Origin of the sequence: Lysobacter silvisoli (genome assembly GCF_003382365.1) — a bacterium.
Taxonomy (GTDB): Bacteria; Pseudomonadota; Gammaproteobacteria; order Xanthomonadales; family Xanthomonadaceae; genus Lysobacter; species Lysobacter silvisoli.
Genome location: NZ_QTSU01000003.1, coordinates 345,676 through 363,449 on the forward strand (window position 1 = coordinate 345,676; position 17,774 = coordinate 363,449).

General features: G+C 71.4%; 19 protein-coding genes. 8 read left to right on the forward strand and 11 right to left on the reverse strand.

The features are described from left to right. Positions 1-11: 11 nt before the first annotated feature. From DX914_RS16640 to DX914_RS16655, 4 genes are all read right to left on the reverse strand, one after another. Positions 12-830, reverse strand: a complete 819-nt coding sequence (locus DX914_RS16640; RefSeq protein ID WP_147300713.1) for a hypothetical protein — start codon at positions 828-830, stop codon at positions 12-14. Further along, the gene (locus tag DX914_RS16645; RefSeq protein WP_115860812.1) at positions 820-2,469 is read right to left on the reverse strand and encodes a M20/M25/M40 family metallo-hydrolase; all 1,650 of its coding nucleotides are present in this window, start codon (positions 2,467-2,469) and stop codon (positions 820-822) included. The genes DX914_RS16640 and DX914_RS16645 overlap by 11 nt, the downstream gene beginning before the upstream one ends. A 228-nt stretch (positions 2,470-2,697) precedes the next feature. Further along, positions 2,698-5,505: a serine/threonine-protein kinase gene (locus DX914_RS16650; RefSeq protein ID WP_115860814.1), complete on the reverse strand. Its 2,808-nt coding sequence runs from the start codon at positions 5,503-5,505 to the stop codon at positions 2,698-2,700. Then, positions 5,502-6,074 (reverse strand): ECF-type sigma factor, encoded by a 573-nt coding sequence (locus tag DX914_RS16655; RefSeq protein WP_158549370.1) that lies wholly within the window; start codon positions 6,072-6,074, stop codon positions 5,502-5,504. The genes DX914_RS16650 and DX914_RS16655 overlap by 4 nt, the downstream gene beginning before the upstream one ends. A gap of 156 nt (positions 6,075-6,230) precedes the next feature. On the opposite strand from DX914_RS16655, the gene DX914_RS20290 reads away from it, so the two are divergent. The 6 genes from DX914_RS20290 to DX914_RS16670 all read left to right on the forward strand — a co-directional run bounded on the left by DX914_RS20290 (position 6,231) and on the right by DX914_RS16670 (position 10,587). Next, a complete protein-coding gene (locus tag DX914_RS20290; protein WP_158549372.1) occupies positions 6,231-6,398 on the forward strand; it encodes a hypothetical protein in 168 nt (55 codons plus the stop codon). Positions 6,399-6,477: 79 nt separating this feature from the next. Next, a complete protein-coding gene (locus DX914_RS20295; protein ID WP_158549374.1) occupies positions 6,478-6,627 on the forward strand; it encodes a hypothetical protein in 150 nt (49 codons plus the stop codon). Between the two features lie 11 nt (positions 6,628-6,638). Beyond that, on the forward strand, positions 6,639-6,803 hold the full coding sequence (locus DX914_RS20300; RefSeq protein ID WP_158549376.1) for a hypothetical protein: 165 nt from the start codon (positions 6,639-6,641) through the stop codon (positions 6,801-6,803). Positions 6,804-6,879: 76 nt separating this feature from the next. After that, on the forward strand, positions 6,880-9,015 hold the full coding sequence (locus DX914_RS16660) for a peptidase domain-containing ABC transporter (protein ID WP_269204255.1): 2,136 nt from the start codon (positions 6,880-6,882) through the stop codon (positions 9,013-9,015). Further along, on the forward strand, positions 9,012-10,259 hold the full coding sequence (locus tag DX914_RS16665) for an HlyD family secretion protein (protein ID WP_115860816.1): 1,248 nt from the start codon (positions 9,012-9,014) through the stop codon (positions 10,257-10,259). The genes DX914_RS16660 and DX914_RS16665 overlap by 4 nt, the downstream gene beginning before the upstream one ends. Positions 10,260-10,407: 148 nt before the next feature. Beyond that, on the forward strand, positions 10,408-10,587 hold the full coding sequence (locus DX914_RS16670) for a hypothetical protein (RefSeq protein ID WP_115860817.1): 180 nt from the start codon (positions 10,408-10,410) through the stop codon (positions 10,585-10,587). 104 nt (positions 10,588-10,691) lie between these two features. On the opposite strand, the gene DX914_RS16675 is transcribed toward DX914_RS16670, so the two are convergent. The 3 genes from DX914_RS16675 to DX914_RS16685 form a co-directional block, all read right to left on the reverse strand. Then, positions 10,692-11,264, reverse strand: a complete 573-nt coding sequence (locus tag DX914_RS16675) for a cysteine hydrolase family protein (protein ID WP_115860818.1) — start codon at positions 11,262-11,264, stop codon at positions 10,692-10,694. A gap of 24 nt (positions 11,265-11,288) precedes the next feature. Next, positions 11,289-11,660, reverse strand: a complete 372-nt coding sequence (locus DX914_RS16680; protein ID WP_115860820.1) for a hypothetical protein — start codon at positions 11,658-11,660, stop codon at positions 11,289-11,291. Positions 11,661-11,727: 67 nt separating this feature from the next. Continuing rightward, positions 11,728-12,492: a rhomboid family intramembrane serine protease gene (locus DX914_RS16685; RefSeq protein WP_115860822.1), complete on the reverse strand. Its 765-nt coding sequence runs from the start codon at positions 12,490-12,492 to the stop codon at positions 11,728-11,730. Positions 12,493-12,604: 112 nt separating this feature from the next. Here DX914_RS16685 and DX914_RS16690 point away from each other — a divergent pair, with 112 nt between their 5' ends. Further along, the gene (locus DX914_RS16690; protein WP_115860824.1) at positions 12,605-13,774 is read left to right on the forward strand and encodes a class I SAM-dependent rRNA methyltransferase; all 1,170 of its coding nucleotides are present in this window, start codon (positions 12,605-12,607) and stop codon (positions 13,772-13,774) included. A gap of 142 nt (positions 13,775-13,916) precedes the next feature. Here the strand turns inward: DX914_RS16690 and DX914_RS16695 are convergent, their stop codons facing one another. From DX914_RS16695 to DX914_RS16705, 3 genes are all read right to left on the reverse strand, one after another. Further along, positions 13,917-14,243, reverse strand: a complete 327-nt coding sequence (locus DX914_RS16695; protein ID WP_115860826.1) for a hypothetical protein — start codon at positions 14,241-14,243, stop codon at positions 13,917-13,919. 585 nt (positions 14,244-14,828) lie between these two features. After that, positions 14,829-15,524, reverse strand: a complete 696-nt coding sequence (locus DX914_RS16700) for a hydrolase (RefSeq protein ID WP_115860828.1) — start codon at positions 15,522-15,524, stop codon at positions 14,829-14,831. A gap of 45 nt (positions 15,525-15,569) precedes the next feature. Next, entirely contained in the window at positions 15,570-16,490 is a 921-nt protein-coding gene (locus DX914_RS16705; protein WP_115860830.1) for a DMT family transporter, read from the reverse strand. 99 nt (positions 16,491-16,589) lie between these two features. Here DX914_RS16705 and DX914_RS16710 point away from each other — a divergent pair, with 99 nt between their 5' ends. Continuing rightward, positions 16,590-17,531 (forward strand): LysR family transcriptional regulator, encoded by a 942-nt coding sequence (locus DX914_RS16710; RefSeq protein WP_115860832.1) that lies wholly within the window; start codon positions 16,590-16,592, stop codon positions 17,529-17,531. Positions 17,532-17,537: 6 nt separating this feature from the next. On the opposite strand, the gene DX914_RS16715 is transcribed toward DX914_RS16710, so the two are convergent. Continuing rightward, positions 17,538-17,762: a hypothetical protein gene (locus DX914_RS16715; protein WP_115860834.1), complete on the reverse strand. Its 225-nt coding sequence runs from the start codon at positions 17,760-17,762 to the stop codon at positions 17,538-17,540. Positions 17,763-17,774 lie beyond the last annotated feature (12 nt).

Sequence of the window (17,774 nt, forward strand, 5' to 3'; positions counted from 1 at the left end):
GCGGGCGCAGCCTAAAACCGCGACGCGCCTGAGCAGCAGTTCTCCGGCACGGCGTAAGGACGCAGCAACCTGGCCCCCAGGCGCGAGCGCAGCGCGGGCTGCAAGGAGCGGAACAGATCCGACAGCTCGGCTTGGTCCACATCGCAGTCGATCGAGATGAACCGCCGCAGCGTCATCTGCGTCGTCGTGCCTGCGCTTTGCAGGTCGAACTCGGCCGTGACCGCGCAGTCGTGCCAGCGGAATACGAACGGGTAGCGTTCCGGATCGGCCAGTTCGCGGTCGCCGTCCGGATTGGAGTGCAACAGCAGTTGATCCGGCGCCAACGGCGCCAGGTAGACGACCGCTTCCTTGGGGACATTCACCATGAGCGGTGCCTTGCTGGTCGCGGTGAAGGCGATCAGCGAGATCGCCGCGACGCTCAGCGCCGGCCAGGCCGCAGCGCCTTGCGCCACGGGTTCCGACGAGCGCCGCAGCAGGTGCAGCGATACCGGCAGCACGACCAGGGCCCACAAGTCGCCGTAGTCGACCACACGCGCCACGTCGAACCACGGCAGCGCATTCCAAACCTCGATCGCGGCCGACGACCACGGCGACTTCCACCACACGAACGCGACGGCCACGGCGACATGAATCGCCAGCCGTGCGCGCCCGATCACCACCGACCAGAACCAGGCGAACGCGAACACGCCGGCGAAGTCCGACAACTTGCCGGTGAAGGCGTTGTGCCAGGCGGCCTTCAACACCGCGTCGTTGAGCATCAGCAGGCCCAACGCGAGCAGGAAGGGCCAGCGCAGCAACAGGCGACAACGATCGCGCGGATCAGGGCGCACGCGAGGGCTCCGCTTGCTTGATGGGGGCGGCAACGCCATAGCGCTGCCCGAAAAAGTCGCCCGCGTTCCAGGTAGGCGGCTGCGGTGCCTGCGCGATCAGCTCGGCCAGGCGCGCGTTGAGCCGCGCCAGGCGGGCGGCGTCGGCGTATTGGATGGGCTGGTCGGCGTCGTCGCTGGGCTGGTGGTAGCGCTGGCGCAGGTAGTCGCGTTGCGCGGCGAGCGGGTCGTCGCCGAAGCCGGCGCCGATCACGCCGGCGTTGAGGTAGGCGGCCGGCACCCCGGCTTGGACGAAGGCGTACTGGTCGCTGCGCACGAACATCACTTCCTGCGGCGCCGGGTCCGGCGACAGGGTGAGGCCGGTGTCGCGTGCGGCCTGCCGCGCCAGCGGCGCCAGGCTGGAATGCTCGATGCCCACGGCCACCGCGTCGCGGGTGGGCGCGAGCAGCAGCGGCATGTCCAGGTTGAGGTTGGCCACCAGGGTGCCGGGCGCGACGCTGGGATGGCGCGCGAACCAGCGCGCGCCGAGCAGGCCGTGCTCCTCGCCGGTCACCGCGACGAACAGCAGCGAGCGCCGCGGCTGCGGCCCGGCGGCCAGCGCGCGTGCGGCTTCCAGCATCACCGCCACGCCCAGCGCGTTGTCGACCGCGCCGTTGTAGAGGCTGTCGCCGTCCACGGCCGCGCCGGTGCCGATGTGATCCAGGTGCGCGCTGAACACCACGTGCTCGCTGCCGCGTTCGCCGCCGGGCAGGCGGGCGACCAGATTGTGCGACTCCAGCGCCGCGATGCGCTGGCGCGAGCTCAGGCTCAGCGTGCCGGGCAGGACGAAGCCGCGCAGGCGGCCGGCGTCGGTGTCGCGGTAGAGCCCGGCGGCGCTGCGGCCGTCGCCGGCGAGCAGGATGTCGGCGGCTTCGGCGCTGACCCGTGCGACCACGCGCAGCGAGCCGCGGCGCTCCAGCGGACCGCCGTCGGCGCCGCGCAAACTCAGGCCCGGGCGCTGCCACTGCGCGGCCGAGCGCGCCCACGGGTAGGTTTCCTCGTCGCCGGCGGTGGCCACGAACACCGCGCCCACCGCGCCGCGTTCGGCCAGCGCGCGCAGCTTCTCGTCGGTGCTGGCGTAATGCGCGCGCTGGTCCGGCGGAAAGCGCGCCGGTGCGCCGCCGAACAGCACCGCGACCTTGCCGCGCACGTCCAGGCCGGCGAAATCGTCCTGCTTGAGCTCCGGCGCGTGCACGGCCTGGGCCACGAACACCGCCGGCGCCGCCACCTGCGCCTGTTCGGTTTCGAAGTCCAGCAACGGCAGGAACTGCTCACGAAAACGCAGCGCCACCGTGGCGCCGTTGCGCTCCACCACCAGGGTGTTGCCCTCGGCCAGGCGCTGCGCGCGCAGCAGCGGCACGCGCTGGCGGTAGCCGCCATCCTCGCCGGCCGGCCGCAGGCCGATCGCCTGCATGCGCGCGATCGTGTACCGCGCGGCGCGCTCGTAGCCGGCGCTGCCGGTCTCGCGGCCCTGCATGCGGTCGTCGGCCAGCGCGCGCAGGTCGGCCTCGATGCGGCGCGCGGCCGCCGCGTCCTCGGGCGGGACGGCGCGCTGGCAGGCGGCCAGCGCCAGCAGCGCGGCCGCGGCTAGAACGAGGCGCATGGTCGATCCGGTAGGGGGGAACGCTGGCGACGCTAGCACGTGCGCGCCCGCGCCTGCACCGCCGCACCGCGCTTTGGGGTGGGTGCGGCGTGAGCCGCGACCGCGCCATCACGCCGGCCGGCGTTATCGCGACTCACGTCGCTCCCACAGAAAGCGGTGCTTGGCCGTTTGCGGGAGCGGCGTAAGCCGCGATTCGATCGGCGATCAGTCTCGTGCCGCAGCGGCCGCTCAGCCGCTGAGCTTGCGCCGCAGCTGCTCGGCGCGAACGCGCTGCACCGCGCCCGGCGGCAGGCCGGCGTCGTAGGCGGCGGTGGCGTGCTCGAGCAGCTCGCGCGCGGACCGGCGTTCGCCGCGCGCATGGGCGATCTCGGCGGCCATCAGCTGCACGTTGGCGATCATCAGCGGGTCGTAGGCGGGGCTGGCCGCGGCGGCGTCCAACGCCTGCCTGACCCGTTGCGAGGCCAGGGCCAGGTCGCCGCGTTTGAACGCCAGGTCGGCCTTGAGGGCGAGCAGGCCGGGGACGAAGTTCTTGTGTTCGGCAGGGCCTTTGGCGACCCGGTCTTCGGCCTCGTCCAGCAGTTGCTGCGCGCGCTCGTAGCGGCGCTCGCGAATCAGTGGGCGGACCATGCGCAGCTGGATGCTGATCAGTTGCTTGGAATCGGCGTGGTCGCGCGCCAGCGCCATGGCCGCTTCGTAGTCCGGCAGCGCGGCGGCGTCGCGCTTGAGCGTGACCAGGGACATGGCCCGCGCGCTGAGTGCGCGCATCCGCCACGGTTGCACGTCGGGCTCGTCGCCGTAGCCCTGCAGCCATTGCAGGGCCTGGTCCAGCAGTTCGATCGCGCGCTCGGGCTGGCCCATGCTTTCGCCGTACACCGAGGCCAGGTCGATCTGCAGCTTGGCCAGCAGGCGCGGGTCCAGACCCAGGTCGACGCCGATGCGCAGGGCGCGCTCGGAATGCTCCACCGCTTCGGGCAGCCGGCCCATCTGGTGGTAGATGCCGCCCAGTTCGTTCTCCATTTCCATGGTGTTGCGGCTGCGCTCGCCGAACGCGGTGCGGGCGATGCGCAGGCCTTCCTGGACTTCGCGCAGGGCTTGGTCATGGCGCAGCTGGCTGCCGCGCAACTGCCCGGCCAGGCGGTGCAGGATGAGACGGCCGGGATGATCGGCCGGCCATACCGGCGCGGCCATGGCGCGGGCGCGCAGCAGGTGGCGCTCGGCGCGCGGCAGGTCGCCGACGGCCAGCGCCGGCGAAATCTCGGCGATGGCCAGCTCCAGGCGCAGTTCCGGCGCCGCTTCGCCGGCGGCGTCCAGCACGGCGGTCGCGCGTTGGATCGCGCGCTCGACTTCCTGATCCTGGTTGGCTTGTATGGCCGAGGCGATGTACTGCACGTAGGCGCGGCCCAGGGTCGTCGCATCGGCGCCCTGACGCTGGCGCAGCGTCAGCAGTTCGCGATGCGCGGCCATGGCCTGCTCCGGCCGCTCCATGCCCTGCAGCGCCGAGCCGCGTGCGCCGAGCAAGCGTGCGCGCAACTCGGGGTCATCGGGGTCCAGTTGCGCCATCGCGGCGGTGGCCGCATCTACGGCGCGCAGGCTGGCCTGGGGGTCGCGGATGGCGTCTTGCACCTCGGCGATGGTCAGCCACGCGATCGCGCGGGTGCGCGGGTCCTGCCGGGTGTCGGCTTGCAGTTCGTCCGCGGCGCGCGCGAGCAGCGCCGACACGCTCACCGGCGCGCCGCGCACCTCGTCGGGCGCGGTTTCGGCCAGCACCGACTCCAGGAACTTGCGCGAGGCCTGGGTGTACTGCGTTTCCTGTTCGGCGCGCTCGCGTGCGGCCTGCGCGGTGCGCTCGGCTACCACGGCACGCTCGCGCTCGTCGTTCAAACGCCAGACGAAACCGCTGGCCATCAGCACCGCCAGCACGCTGGCGGCGGTGGCCAGGCGATGGCGGCCGATGAACTTGCGCAGGCGGTAGACGGTGCCGCCGTGCGCGGCCAGCACGGGCTGGCCGTCGAGGTGGCGCCGCACGTCGTCGGCGAGTGCGGCCACGCTGGGATAGCGCTCTCCGGGCGCTTCGGCGCAGGCGGTCGACACGATGCGGTCCAGGTCGCCGCGCAGGGTGCGCCGCAGCGCGCCGGCTTCGACGCTAGCGCTGGGTACCGGCACCGCAGCATCGCGGCCGCGCAGTTCCGACAGGCGCCGGCCGGTGACCAGGTCGAACAACAGGGCGCCCAGGCCGAACACGTCGGTGGCGGTGGTCGCGGCCTCGCCACGGCGCTGCTCGGGCGCGCTATAGCCGGGGGTGAAGGCCACGGTCACGGTGCGCGCGGGCCCGTCGTCGGCGTCGATCAGGGTGGCGATGCCGAAGTCCAGCAGCACCGGTGCACCGTCGCCGCGCACGATCACGTTGGAGGGCTTGAGATCGCGATGCAGCACCAGCCGCCGGTGCGCATGGTCGACCGCCTCGCACAAGCGCAGGAACAGCTGCAGACGCTCGCGCAGGCCGCCGGGCGCCTGCGTCAGATGCTCGTGCAGCGATGCGCCGTCGATGTAGTCCATGACCAGATAGGGCTGGCCCTGCTCGCTGGTGCCGCCGTCGATGTGCCGCGCGATCAGCGGATGGTCCAGGCTGGCCAGCAGGCCGCGCTCGCGCGCCATGCGTCGCTGCGCGGTATCGCCGGAGGGGCCGTGCAGCAGCTTCAAGGCCACTCGCTGCACGCCGTCGCCGGCCGCGCGTTCGGCCAGGTACACCGTGCCCATGCCGCCGCTGCCGAGTTCGCGCAGCAGGCGGTAGGCGCCGATGGTCTGCGGCAACGGCGTTTGCGGCGCTGCGGCCATGGCCCGCAGCGCTTCGGCCATGCGATCGCGCAAGGGATCGGACGGATCTTGCGTTGCGCAGTGCGCGAGCAACCGCTCCACCGCCGCGCGCACCTGCGGGTCGGGTTCGCTGCGCTGGAGAAACTCCGAGCGCTGATCGGCGGTCAGGGTCAGCGCCTCCTGGAAGCGCTGTTCGATGCGGGCGTGCTGTTCCGGCGTCATCGGGCTAGCTCCTCGCGCAGCCAGGCTTTGGCGAAGCGCAGGTCGCGCTCCACCGTGCGCACGTTGACCGCCAGCGCGTCGGCGATCTCGTGCTGTTTCAGGCCCACCAGATAGGCCAGCTCGAGGGTGCGGCACTGGCGCGGATACGGGCCCTCGAACGCGGCCAGCGCCGCTTCCACCTCCAGCCAGCGCTGATCGGGCATCGCGCCGTCCTGGGCCTGCTCCAGCGCTTCGTCGAAGCGGGTGATGATCGCGCCGCCGCCGCGCTTCTCGGCCTGGCGCTGGCGGATCAGGTCGATCAGGGTGTAGCGGATCGCGGTGGCGGCGATGCGGAAGAAATGCTGGCGGTTTTGCGCGTCGATGCGGTCGCCGAGCAGGCGCAGCAGCGCTTCGTTGACCAGTTCGGTCGGGTCCACGATCTGCCGGCCCATCGTCGCCAGGTGGCGCAGCGCGATGCCTTTGAGTTCGCCGTAGACCAAGCGGTACAGCGCGTCGCCGGCATCGCCGTCGCCCGCGCGCGAGGCCTGCAGCAGGGCGGTGACCTCGCCCTGGGTCTGCGGATCCGTCATCGCGCCCCCGTACCTGTCCTTGGTGGCGGCCAGCATACGCCGGTCGCCCGGCGCAGTCGCATGCCGATGTCGGGTTTGCGCCCCGGCTTACGAACTAGGGGTCACGGTCCGGCGATCGACGCCGCGCCCGCGATCACCCCCCTAGGAGACAAGGCGATGCAGGTACTGCAACCGCAACAACGGGCGGCCGTCGGCGGCGGCCGCGGCGTGGACGAACAGGGACGCGACTGCACCGATCCCAGCCACCTGCTCAAGCCCGTGCCGCGCGACGGCGGCACGCCTGGGCCCACCCCTCCGGCGTCGACGGCGCTGAGCGCGCGCTGACGCCGGATCGGCCGCGGACGCAGGGACGCGACCCGGTCATTCCCCGCAAGGAACGCAACCATCCCTACAGGAGTTAGCCATGCACACCTTGGACCAGCAGCAGCTGCAGCAAGTCGCCGGCGGCGGCGATCAGGACACCGTCCGCATCACCAAGCCGCAGACCCCGCCGCCCACGGACACGATCCGTCTGCCGGAAGTGATCATCATCGACCAGAAGCCGAAGAAGTAAGGGACGCGGCCATGAAGGAACTCGATCGCAAGGACATCGACGCCGTCGCCGGCGGCGTGATCACCGACCCGGCCACCGGCGGTACCTGCACCGAACCGCGTCCGCCGTTCCCGTACCCGCCCACCCAGCCGCTGCCGTTCCCGCAGCCGCCGACCAAGCCCGGCCCGCTGTACTGAGCCTGCGCGCAACGGGCGGCCTTCGCGGCCGCCCGTTGCGATTTTCGTCCGTTGCCCGAATTGCGCAGGCCCTTGCGTGAACGCTACGCGCGCCATCGTCCAATCCGAAGCCGCCGAATGCGGCCTGGCCTGCCTGGCGATGATCGCCGCGCATCACGGCCAGGCGATCGGCCTGCGCGAACTGCGCCGGCGTTACCCCATGTCGCTCAAGGGCGCGCACCTGGGCCAGCTGATCGATACCGCCGCGCAACTGGGCCTGCAGGGCCGGCCGCTGCGATTGGAACTGGACGAGCTGGAGCAGCTGCGCACGCCCTGCATCCTGCATTGGGACCTCAATCATTTCGTGGTGCTCACGCGCGTGCGCGGCGAGCGGGTGAGCATGCTCGACCCCGCGGTCGGCGAGCGCCGCCTCAGCCGCGCGGAAGTCTCGCGCCACTTCACCGGCGTGGCGCTGGAGCTGGCGCCCTGCGAGGGCTTCGAGCGCGCGCCGCCGCCGCCCGCGCTGCCGCTGCGCCAGCTGGTCGGCCGCGTGCGCGGCTTGTGGCGCTCGCTGGCGCTGCTGTTCGGTTTGTCCGCGGCGCTGCAGGTCTTCGTGCTGGTCGCGCCGTTCTTCATGCAGGGCGTGATCGATCAGGTGCTGGTCGCCTCCGACCGCGATCTGCTTGCGGTGCTGGGCCTGGCTTTCGCCGCCAGCGTGGTGTTCCAGGCCGCCATCGGTGTGCTGCGCGGCTGGGCCGTGGTGCACCTGTCCACCGCGTTGGGCCTGCAGTGGAACGGCAACGTGTTCCGCCATCTGCTGCGCCTGCCGATGGGCTTCTTCGGCAAGCGCCACCTGGGCGACGTCGTTTCGCGCATGGGCTCGGTGCACAGCATCCAGCATGCGCTGTCGACCAGCTTCGTCGAGGCCTTCATCGACGGGCTGATGGCCGCGGTCACCCTGGTCATGCTGCTGGTCTACAGCTGGAAGCTCGCCCTGGTCACGCTGTGCGCGGTCGCCGCCTACCTGGCCCTGCGCACCGCGGCGTTCGCGGCGATGCGCGACGGCACCGAGCGCCAACTGATCGCCGCCGCGCGCCAGCAGAGCTACCTGCTCGAATCGGTGCGCGGCCTGCAGTCGCTGAAGCTGGCCGGCCGCGAGGCCGCGCGCGAGGCCGGCTACGCCAACCTGATGCACGAGACCAGCAACCGCGAGGTCTGGCTGGCGCGGCTGGGCCTGGGCTTCAACGGCGTCAACCAGCTGCTGTTCGGCTTCGAGCGCGTGCTGGTGATCTGGCTGGGCGCGGGCATGGCCATGGACAACGTGTTCTCGGTGGGCATGCTGATCGCCTACCTCAGCTACAAGGACCAATTTTCCGGTCGCGTGGCCGCGCTGATCGACAAGGGCGTGGAGCTGCGCATGCTGCGCCTGCACGGCGAGCGCCTGGCCGACATCGTGCTGGAGCCGCCCGAGCGCGAGGCGCCGGCGCGCGCGCAGCGGGCGCTCCCTGCCGATGCGTCGATCGAAGTGCAGGGTCTGAGCTACCGCTACGCCGAGGGCGAGCCCTGGGTGTTGCGCGATTGCGCGTTGCGCATCGCCGCCGGCGAGTCGGTGGCCATCGTCGGCGCCTCGGGCTGCGGCAAGACCACCCTGGTCAGGCTGATGCTGGGACTGGCCGTACCGCAGGAAGGCGCGGTGCGCGTGGGTGGCCAGGACATCGCCGCGATCGGCCTGCGCGCGTACCGGGCGATGCTGGGCGTGGTGATGCAGGACGACCAGCTGTTCGCCGGCAGCATCGCCGACAACATCGCGTTCGACGAGGACGCCGATGCCGCGCGCGTGGAAGAAGCCGCGCGCCTGGCCTGCGTGCACGAGGACATCGCGGCCATGCCGATGGGCTACCACAGCCTGATCGGCGACATGGGCAGCAGCCTGTCCGGCGGCCAGAAGCAGCGCATCGTGCTGGCGCGCGCGCTGTACCGGCGCCCTGCGATCCTGTTCCTGGACGAAGCCACCAGCCACCTGGACGTGCGCAGCGAGCGCCTGGTCAACCAGGCCATCGCCGGCCTGGCGCTAACCCGCGTGGTGATCGCGCACCGCCCGGAAACCATCGCCAGCGCCGACCGCGTGCTGGTGATGGACGGCGGGCGCATCGTCGAGGAGTACCGGCCGCAGGAGCGCGTGCTGGCCTTGGCCGAACGGCGCGAGCCGGCCACCGCGGGAGCGCCGCGATGAGCGCGCCCGGGCTGTTCCGCGAGGAAGCGCTGCAGGCGCAGCGGGTGAGCTGGCTGGGCACGGTGTCGCTGTCGCAGCCGTTGCGCTTGTGGTCGCTGGCGGTGCTCGCCGTGGTCGTGGCGGCGGCGATCCTCGCCTTCCTGATCTTGGGCCAGTACACGCGCCGCGCCACCGTCAGCGGCGAGCTGGTGCCGGACCTGGGCCTGTCCACGGTGCTGGCGCCGGCCGACGGCGTGCTCGCGCGTTCGTTCCCGCAGGAAGGCGAGCGCGTGGCCGCGGGCGGCGCGCTGGCGCTGGTGCAGATTCCGCGCGCGACCGCCGCCGGCGCCGACCTGCATGCCGCCGCCGATGCCGGGATCGCCCAGCGTCTGGACGGACTGGATCGTCTGGACGCGGCGCAGGACGCGCAGGTCCAGGCGCAACGCGCGGGCCTGCTGCGGCAGATCCAGGCCCTGCGCCAGGAACAGGCGCAGACCGCCGCCGAACTGGCCACGCGCGCCGAGCAGGTGCGGATCGGCCGCGACACCGTCGGCCGCTATCGCGCGGTGGTGGAGCAGCGCTACGCCAGCGAACTGCAGCTGCGCCAGCAGGAACAGGCGCTGCTGGAACTGGTCGGCCAGCAGCAGGCGATGCAGCGCCAGGCCAGCCAGTCGCAGCGCGCGCTGGCGCAGCTGCAGCAGAGCCTGCTGGAATTGCCGGCGCAGCGCGCGCAGCAACGCGCCGAGCACCAGCGGCTGATGGCGCAGCTGCGGCAGGAGCGGCTGCAGCAGGACGCCAGCGGCGAATTGCTGGTCAAGGCGCCGGTGCCCGGCCTGGTCGCCAGCCGCTTGGTCGAACCGGGGCAGGCGGTGAAGGCGGGACAGCCGCTGATGAGTTTGCTGCCCAGCGGTTCGCAGCTGCAGGCGCAGCTGTGGGTGCCCAGTTCGGCGATCGGCTTCATCGCGCCCGGCGACCGCGTGCTGCTGCGTTACCGCGCGTTTCCGTACCAGAAGTTCGGCCAGCACCGCGGCCGCGTGCTGCGCGTCTCGCGCAGCGCGGTCGCCGCCGGCGCGGATGCGGCGCAGGGCGAGAACGCCTACCGCGTGGTCGTCGCGCTGGAGCGGCAGTCGATCCTGGCCTACGGCCGAGCCGAGGCGCTGCGTCCGGGCATGCGTCTGGACGCGGACATCCTGGGCGAGCGCCGCCGCCTGTACGAATGGTTGCTGGAGCCGCTGTATTCGGTGCGCGGGCGCATCGGCGCCTGAGCGCGCAAGCGCCGTGTCGGGTTCTTGCTCGCCGCTACGAACTGAATAACGGCCGATGTCGCCGGCGCGGCCAGCGCCGTGCTCGCGAACCAGGCCGCGTCGCGCAGGGTTGCGCGGCCGCTACCACTCAACGACAAGGATTACACCGATGAAGTCCATCGCCACGCAGGACCTGCGCCGCATCGCCGGCGGCCAGGGCATCGACACCACCATCCAAAAGCCCAAGCCCCCGGTCGACACCACCATCCGTCCGACGCCGCCGCCGCCGCTGCCCAACCCGATCCCCGCGCCCCCCGGGCCGGACAAGGAAACCGAAATCCTGAAGTAAGCCGCCGCGGGGTCGCCCGAGGTCCGCGCCGCACGTCCACGGGCGTGCGGCGCAATGACGTCCGGCCCACGCGGAACGCAGGTTTGCGCGTGCCGGCTGGGATCTTAGCGCTGCGACCCGCGCGCGGCCGCCCGCTCCACCCGATCGAACTGGATCTGCGCGCTGTCCACCGCGCGGATCGGCACGCCGAAGCTGACGATGTCCGACAAAGTCGCGTTGTGGTGCTCGCGGATGCGTGCGGCGGTCAGGTGCGGCTTGTCGTGGGTGGTGTGGGCGTCGGCGGCCAGCACCACCGGGTAGCCCAGCGCGGCGGCGCGGCGGGTGGTGGTGTCGACGCAGAAATCGCTGGCGTAGCCGCCGATCACCAACTGCTCCACGTTCAAGCTCACCAGCAGCGGCTCCAGCGCGGTGCGCAGGAAGGCGTCGGGCGAGGTCTTGCCCACGATGAGGTCGTCGTCGTGCACGTCCAGCTGGGCCTGGAACGCCCAGCCCGGCGCGCCGGGCTCCAGTGCGGTGCCGGGGCGTTCGTGGCGGACGAAGATCACCGGCGCGCCGGCATCGCGCGCGCGCGCGATCAGCGCGTTGAGACGCGCGATCACCGCGTCGGCGTCGTCCGGGCGGGGATCGCCGTCGAACAGGCCGCTTTGCACGTCGATCACCAGCAGGGCGGAAATCATCCGGGTCTCTCTAGGCCGTTGCCGTCAGGGCGCGCGCCAACTGCCGCCGGCGCTTTCGCAGCTGCTCCGGGTCACGGCCAGTTCCTGAGTGCTGCGAGCGTAATAGTACGTGCGCACCTGTCGTCCCATCGGGTTCACGCAGCTGCCCTGCGCACCGCTGGGGCAGGCCGCCGATACCGTCGCGCTGGCGCTACCCCCGGCGGACCGGATCGAGGCGATGTTGGATTCGCACTGCGCCTTGTAGTCGCTGTCGGGGCGGGCCGCGTCGACCTCGCTGCAGTCCTTGAACTTGGCGCCGTACAGCTCGCCCTGGATCAGGCAGGCACCCTTGGCGGCGGCTGGCGGGCTGGCCAGCGCGAACGCGAGCGGCAGCAGGGCGAGGGCGGCGGGGCGCATAGGCATCCAGAGCATGAGGCTGGACCTCACTCTAGCCTGTGCGGGCGCAACGGTTAAGCCGCGGCGTTCACGGTTCCCGGCGCGGCGGGAACTGCAGGACCACGCCATGCTCCGGATCGGGGCGGTTCCACAGCACCGGCACCTCGCGCGGGCTGGGCGGTTCCAGCTCGGCGTCCAGCGCGGCGATCTGCTCCTCTTCGTCCTCCCAGCTGTAGCGCTTGCGCGGCGGCAGCGGGTCGCTGAGACGGAACAGGAAGGCGGCGATCACGCCGGCCACCGCGCCGCCCAGGTGCGCCTGCCAGGACACGCCCGGCTCGCGCGGCAGGATGGTCAGCAGCATGCCGCCGTAGAACATGAACGCGATCATGGCCGCGGCGATGGAAGGCCGGTCGCGGCGCAGCAGGCCGAGCACGAACACCAGGAACATCAGGCCGTGGGTCAGGCCGCTGGCGCCCAGGTGGTGGCTGCCGGCGCTGCCCAGCAGCCAGGCGCCCAGGCCCGAGCCGATCCAGATCAGCGGCAGCGCGCGCAGGGTGGCGCGCGGGTAGACCGCGCCGGCCAGGGTGCCCAGGAACAGCAAGGAGATCGCATTGGTGGCCAGGTGCTCGATCGAGCCGTGCAGCAGCGGCGCGGTCAGCAGGCCGATCAGGCCTTCCAGCGACCAGGGCGTGACCGTCCAGGCCGACACGTCGAACTGGCCCTGCGCGCTGTAGACGGCCGCCAGCGCCAGCACGAAGGCCAGGCTGGCGTTGAGCGCGCGCATCAGCCGGCCGCGGTCGGCCTTGCGCTGGGCGGGGGTGTCGGGCGGGGCTTCGGGCGTGGGCAGGTGCATGGGAACCAGATTGGCACCGCCCGGAACGAATACAAGCCGGGAATCCCGGGCCGGTTTGTCCCGCCGATGGGACAGGACCCGGTTTTGCGCCCGGGCCGCGTAAAATGCGCGGATGAACAACGATCTGCCCACCGTACGCCTCAAGAACGCCTGGAAATCCACCCACCCCTGGATCTTCCAGCGCCTGGTCGACAAGCCCGCGCAGCGGCCCAAGCCCGGTTCCATCGTCAACGTCGTCGGCGTGGACGGCGAATGGATCGGCCTGGGCTTCTACAACGGCCATTCGCGCATCGCCCTGCGCATGCTCGAAAGCGACCCCGACGTGGCGGTGGACGCGGACTGGTTCGCGCGCAAGATCGCCGCGGCGGTGTCGCTGCGCCGCGACGTGCTCAAGCTGGACCAGGTCAGCGATGCCTGGCGCGTGGTGCACAGCGAGGGCGACGGCCTCAGCGGCCTGGTCGTGGACCGCTACGGCGACCTGCTGGTGGTCGAATACTTCAGCGCCGGCGCGTTCCGCCACCGCGAATGGATCTACGACGCGCTGCGCGCGCAGTTCCCCGGCTGCCGCTTCTACGCCTTCGCCGACGAGCACGTGCAGAAGCAGGAGAGCTTCGACTTCCGCGGCACCGAGCCGGTGTCGCCGGCGATCATCACCGAATACGGCATCCGCTTCCGCGCCGACCCGGCCGGCGCGCACAAGACCGGCTTCTTCGCCGACCAGCGCGACAACCGCGAATGGCTGTCGCAGCAGGTCGCCGGCAAGCGGGTGCTGGACTTGTGCTGCAACACCGGCGGCTTCGGCGTGTACGCCAAGGCGCGCGGCGCCGAGGAAGTGATCGGCGTGGACATCGACGCCGACGTGATCAACATCGCCAAGGGCAACGCCAAGCTCAACGGCGCGCACGTGAAGTTCGTCCAGGCCGACATCTTTCCCTACCTGCGCGACCTGGGTAACGCGGGCGAGCGTTTCGACGTGGTGATCCTGGACCCGGCCAAGATGACCCGCGACCGCGAGCAGGTGATTCCGGCGCTGAAGAAATACCTGGACATGAACAAGCTGGCGCTGAGCGTGGTCAAGCCCGGCGGCCTGTTCGCGACCTTCTCCTGCACCGGCCTGGTCAGCGAGGAACAGTTCCTGGACATGCTGCGCCGCGCCGCGTTCTACGCCGGCCGCACCGTGCAGGTGCTGCGCGTGTCCGGCGCGGGCGCCGATCACCCGTGGTTGGCGCAGGTGTCGGAGTCGCGTTATCTCAAGGCGGTGTTCTGCCGCGTGGTGGATTGAGCCGGCGCAGCGGGGATTCCAAAACGTCGCTGCTTTGGGGTAGGAGCGGCGTAAGCCGCGACCGCAGGCTGCCGATCTCGCGCCAGCAACCGCGGTATCTCGGTCGCGGCTTACGCCGCTCCTACCCCAAGGCACATGGCGCTCAGCGCAGCGCGAGCGCCGCCGCAGCGATGGCCAGCGCCACGCCCGCCGTCGCCAACGCCGCCAGGCTGACCGCACGCGCGCGGCGCAGGCGCTGCTCCAGCGCCATCGACGCTTCCTGCAAACCGGTTAGCGTCTTTTGCATCTCCGCCGCCAGGATCTTGATCGACTCGGCATTCTGCGCCGCCGCGTCCTGCAATTCGCCGATCTGCACCGCGACGATGTTCGCAGGCGGCAGCGCCTGCTGCGGCGCCTTGGTGAAGTAAGGCCGCGCCTGGCGCAGGATTTCGGGGATCAGCGGTGCGACTACGGTGAACCAGGCGGCCATGACGACTCCGGGCGGCGGTGCGAGGGCCGCGGCGATAACGGGGAAGACGTCACTGTAGCTTGCTGTGTGGGTTGCGGCGCGAGTATGTGTCTGCGCGTGCCCTCACCCCAACCCCTCTCCCGCGAGCGGGAGAGGGGCTAAAGCACAAGCGGCGGCGTCGGATGTGTTCCCTCTCCCGCTTGCGGGAGAGGGCTAGGGTGAGGGGGTGAGCGCAACGCGCGAATGCTCTTGATCCCCGCTCGGGCACCGAACTCGCAGTACCAATAGCAGACCCGAAGGGCGGCGCACAGGACGTGCGCCGTTTTCCGCTCGGGCAGGAGGCTCGATCGGAAAATCCCGGCGCCCGCACCGCTCTCGCACGGGAGCTCTGGCCAAGCGTTTTTCTTTGGTTACTTTCTTTTGACGCTTATCAAAAGAAAGTAACCCGGCCGCTTGCGGACGGAAGCTTTTGCTGTTGCTTGTAAGCAACAAGAGCAAAAGCAAATCCCCCTCAATCCCCCTTTTCCAAAGGGGGAAGACAAGCAACGGGGGAAGGGTGGGAGCGTAGGAAGCCAGCGGCGACGTCTGCATCGCCGCCAAAGACCCTTACTGCTTCGGCGCCACCATGCGCTGGTGGTAATCGATCCCCTGCCCCCAAGCGCCGCCATGCTGCTGCGCGATCGCCGTCACCTGCGCCGCGGTGCGCGCATCGGCCCAATCGCCCTGCCATTCCAGCATCACCGCCATCCAGGTCACCGGCACCGCGCCGGCCTGGATCATGCGCTGCACCGCCATCTCGTGCGATTCGCGGTTGACGTCGCCGCTGGCGTCCACCACCACGTAGACCTCGTAGCCGTCCTTCAGCGCCGACAGCACCGGCAAGGTCACGCAGCTGTCGGTCCACAGACCGCTGACCAGCAGCTTCTTGCGGCCGCTGCGCGCCACCGCCTCGCGCACGCGCGGGTCGCGCCAGGCGTCGATGCGGCTGCGGTCGAACGGCACCAGCGCCGGCTGCGCCTGGCCGAGCTGGCGGAAGAACGGGCCGCCGAAGCGCTCGGCGCTGATCGAGGTGTAGACGGTCGGCACCTCGAAGGCCTTGGCGGCCTTGCTCAGGCCTTCGGCGTTGTTGATCAGCTCCACCACCGGGATCGACTGCACCGAGAACACGAACTGCGGCTGGTAGTCGACCATCAGCAACACGCTGTTGTCGCGGGTCAGCGGTTCGCGCAGGTCGGCCTGCGCGGCGGGAACGAAGGACAGGGCGATCAGGGCGGTAAAGGCATAGCGGGCGAACTTGCGCATAACGGGTGGTTCCGTGGGTGAGGGAAGGAAGGGGAGCGGCAGGAATCAGCGCGCGGCGACCAGCGCGGAGGGAACGGCGACCGCGGCGGGGGCGGCGCGGCGGTTGGCCAGCACGATGCCGGCGAACACCAGCGCCACCGCCGGCACGAAGCTCCAGCCCAGGCGCTCGCCGAACAGCACCGCGCCCCAGACCACGCCGGTCAGCGCGATCACATAGCCGATCTGGCTGTAGGCCACGGAGTCGGCGATGCGCTGCAGCGCGGCGGCGGCGACGTTGGCGGCCAGGGTGACCAGCACCATCGCCAGCAGCAGCGGCCAGGCCGCGCCCAGTTCGGCGGCGCTGGCGCTTTGGCCGCTGACCGCGAGCAGCGGCAGCACCGCCAGGGTCTGTACCAGCATGGTCCCGGCGGTGGACATGGGCGCGCTAAGGCCGCTGGGCCAGTGACGGCTGCGGTAGACGTTGCCGATCGCCAGCAGCACCGGCACGCCCACGGCCACGCCCAGGGCCAGCGCCTGTTCGGCTTCCACCGAACGCGCGCGCGGCACCAGCACCAGCAGCACGCCGGCCAGGCCCAGGGCGGTGCCGGCCAGGGCGGTGGCGCTGGGCCAGCGGCGCTCGGCCAGGGCGTTGAACAGCGAGGTGAACATCGGCGACAGGGTGACCACCACGGTGTAGATGCCGGCCGGAATGCGCGCCAGCACCCAGTTGCCGAGCAGGGCCGAGCCGGCCACGGCGATCAGCCCGGCGACCAGGTAGAAGCGGCGGTCGGCCGCGGTCAGCGACAGGCGCTGGCCGCGCGCGGCCAACACCGACAGCAGCACCGCGCTGGCGCCGCCGGTCTGGATCAGGGAAACAATCAGCGGGCTGAGGCCGCGGCCCAGCAGCAGCTTGCCGATCACGAAGATGGCGCCGACCAGGCTGCCGGCGATCAGGGTCAGGGCTAGGCGGCGTGCGGTGGGGCTCATGGCGGCGGTCCGGAGTGGGAGGCGACGCGGCCAAGATACGGAGGCGGGCGCCGCGGATAATCGGCCCCGGGGTGGTTAAACTGTTTCCCTATGTCAACAATGCAGCAGGGCCGACTGCCCGTTCCCGACCTACCCGGCCTGCTCGCCTTCGTCCGCGTGGCCGAGCTGGGCAGCTTCGTCCGCGCCGCCGAGGCCCTGGGCCTGTCCAAGGCCGCGGTCAGCAAGCAGGTCTCGGCGCTGGAGCGGCGCCTGGGCGCGCGCCTGCTGCACCGGACCACGCGCCGGCTCAGCCTGACCGAGGCCGGCCAGGCCTACCTGCGCCATGCCCAATCGGCCTTCGCCGAAGCGCGTGCGGCCGAGGACGCCGTGGCCGGCACCGGCGGCGCGGTGCAGGGACGGCTGCGGGTGTCGGTGCCGATGACCTTCGGCGTGATGCACGTGGCGCCCTACCTCGGCCCGTTCCTGGCGCAGCACCCGCAGGTCGACCTGGACCTGCAGCTGGACGACCGCCCCACCGACCTGGTCATGGAAAGCCAGGACCTGGCGATCCGCCTGGGCCGGCTGGACGCGTCCAGCCTGGTCGCGCGCAGCATCGCCCACAGCCGGGTGTGGCTGTGCGCCTCGTCGGCCTATCTGGACCGCCGCGGCCGCCCGCAGCGCCCCGACGAACTGGGCGGCCACGACTGCCTGCACTTCAGCCTGGCCGCCACCGGCCGCACCTGGGAACTACGCCAGGGCGAAGCCGTGGTGCGCGTAGCGTTGGGCGCGCGTTTGGACGCCAATTCCTCCCTGGCGCTGAAGGCCGCGGTGCTGGCCGGCGCCGGCATCGCGCGCATTCCCGAATTCGCCATCGCCCAGGAGATCCGCGACGGCCGCATGGAGCGCGTGCTGCCGCAGTGGCAGCTGTCCGGCCTGGACGTGCACGCGGTCATGCCCGAGCGCCGCTACGTGCCGGCCAAGGTGCGCGCGTTCGTGGCGTTTTTGGAGCGTTGCTGGCAGGCCGATCCGGGTTGGCTGGGCGCCGGTGCGCATCGCGCTTGAGCGCGCTCAGTCCTTGCGCTCGTAACGCTCGCGCACGTGACGGCTGATGTAACCGCTCAAGCCGCGTCCGGCCACGGCCAGGCGCTGCATCTGCGCGACATGGCGCGCGCCGGCGCTGCGCTGCGTGTACAGGTAGCGCGCGCCGTCGACGAAGACCACCGCGATGCGGTCGTCGCCCAGTTCGTAGGCGGCCACGCCGGAGCGGCCGCTGAGGTTGCGATAGCGCTCCATCGGCCGCATGCG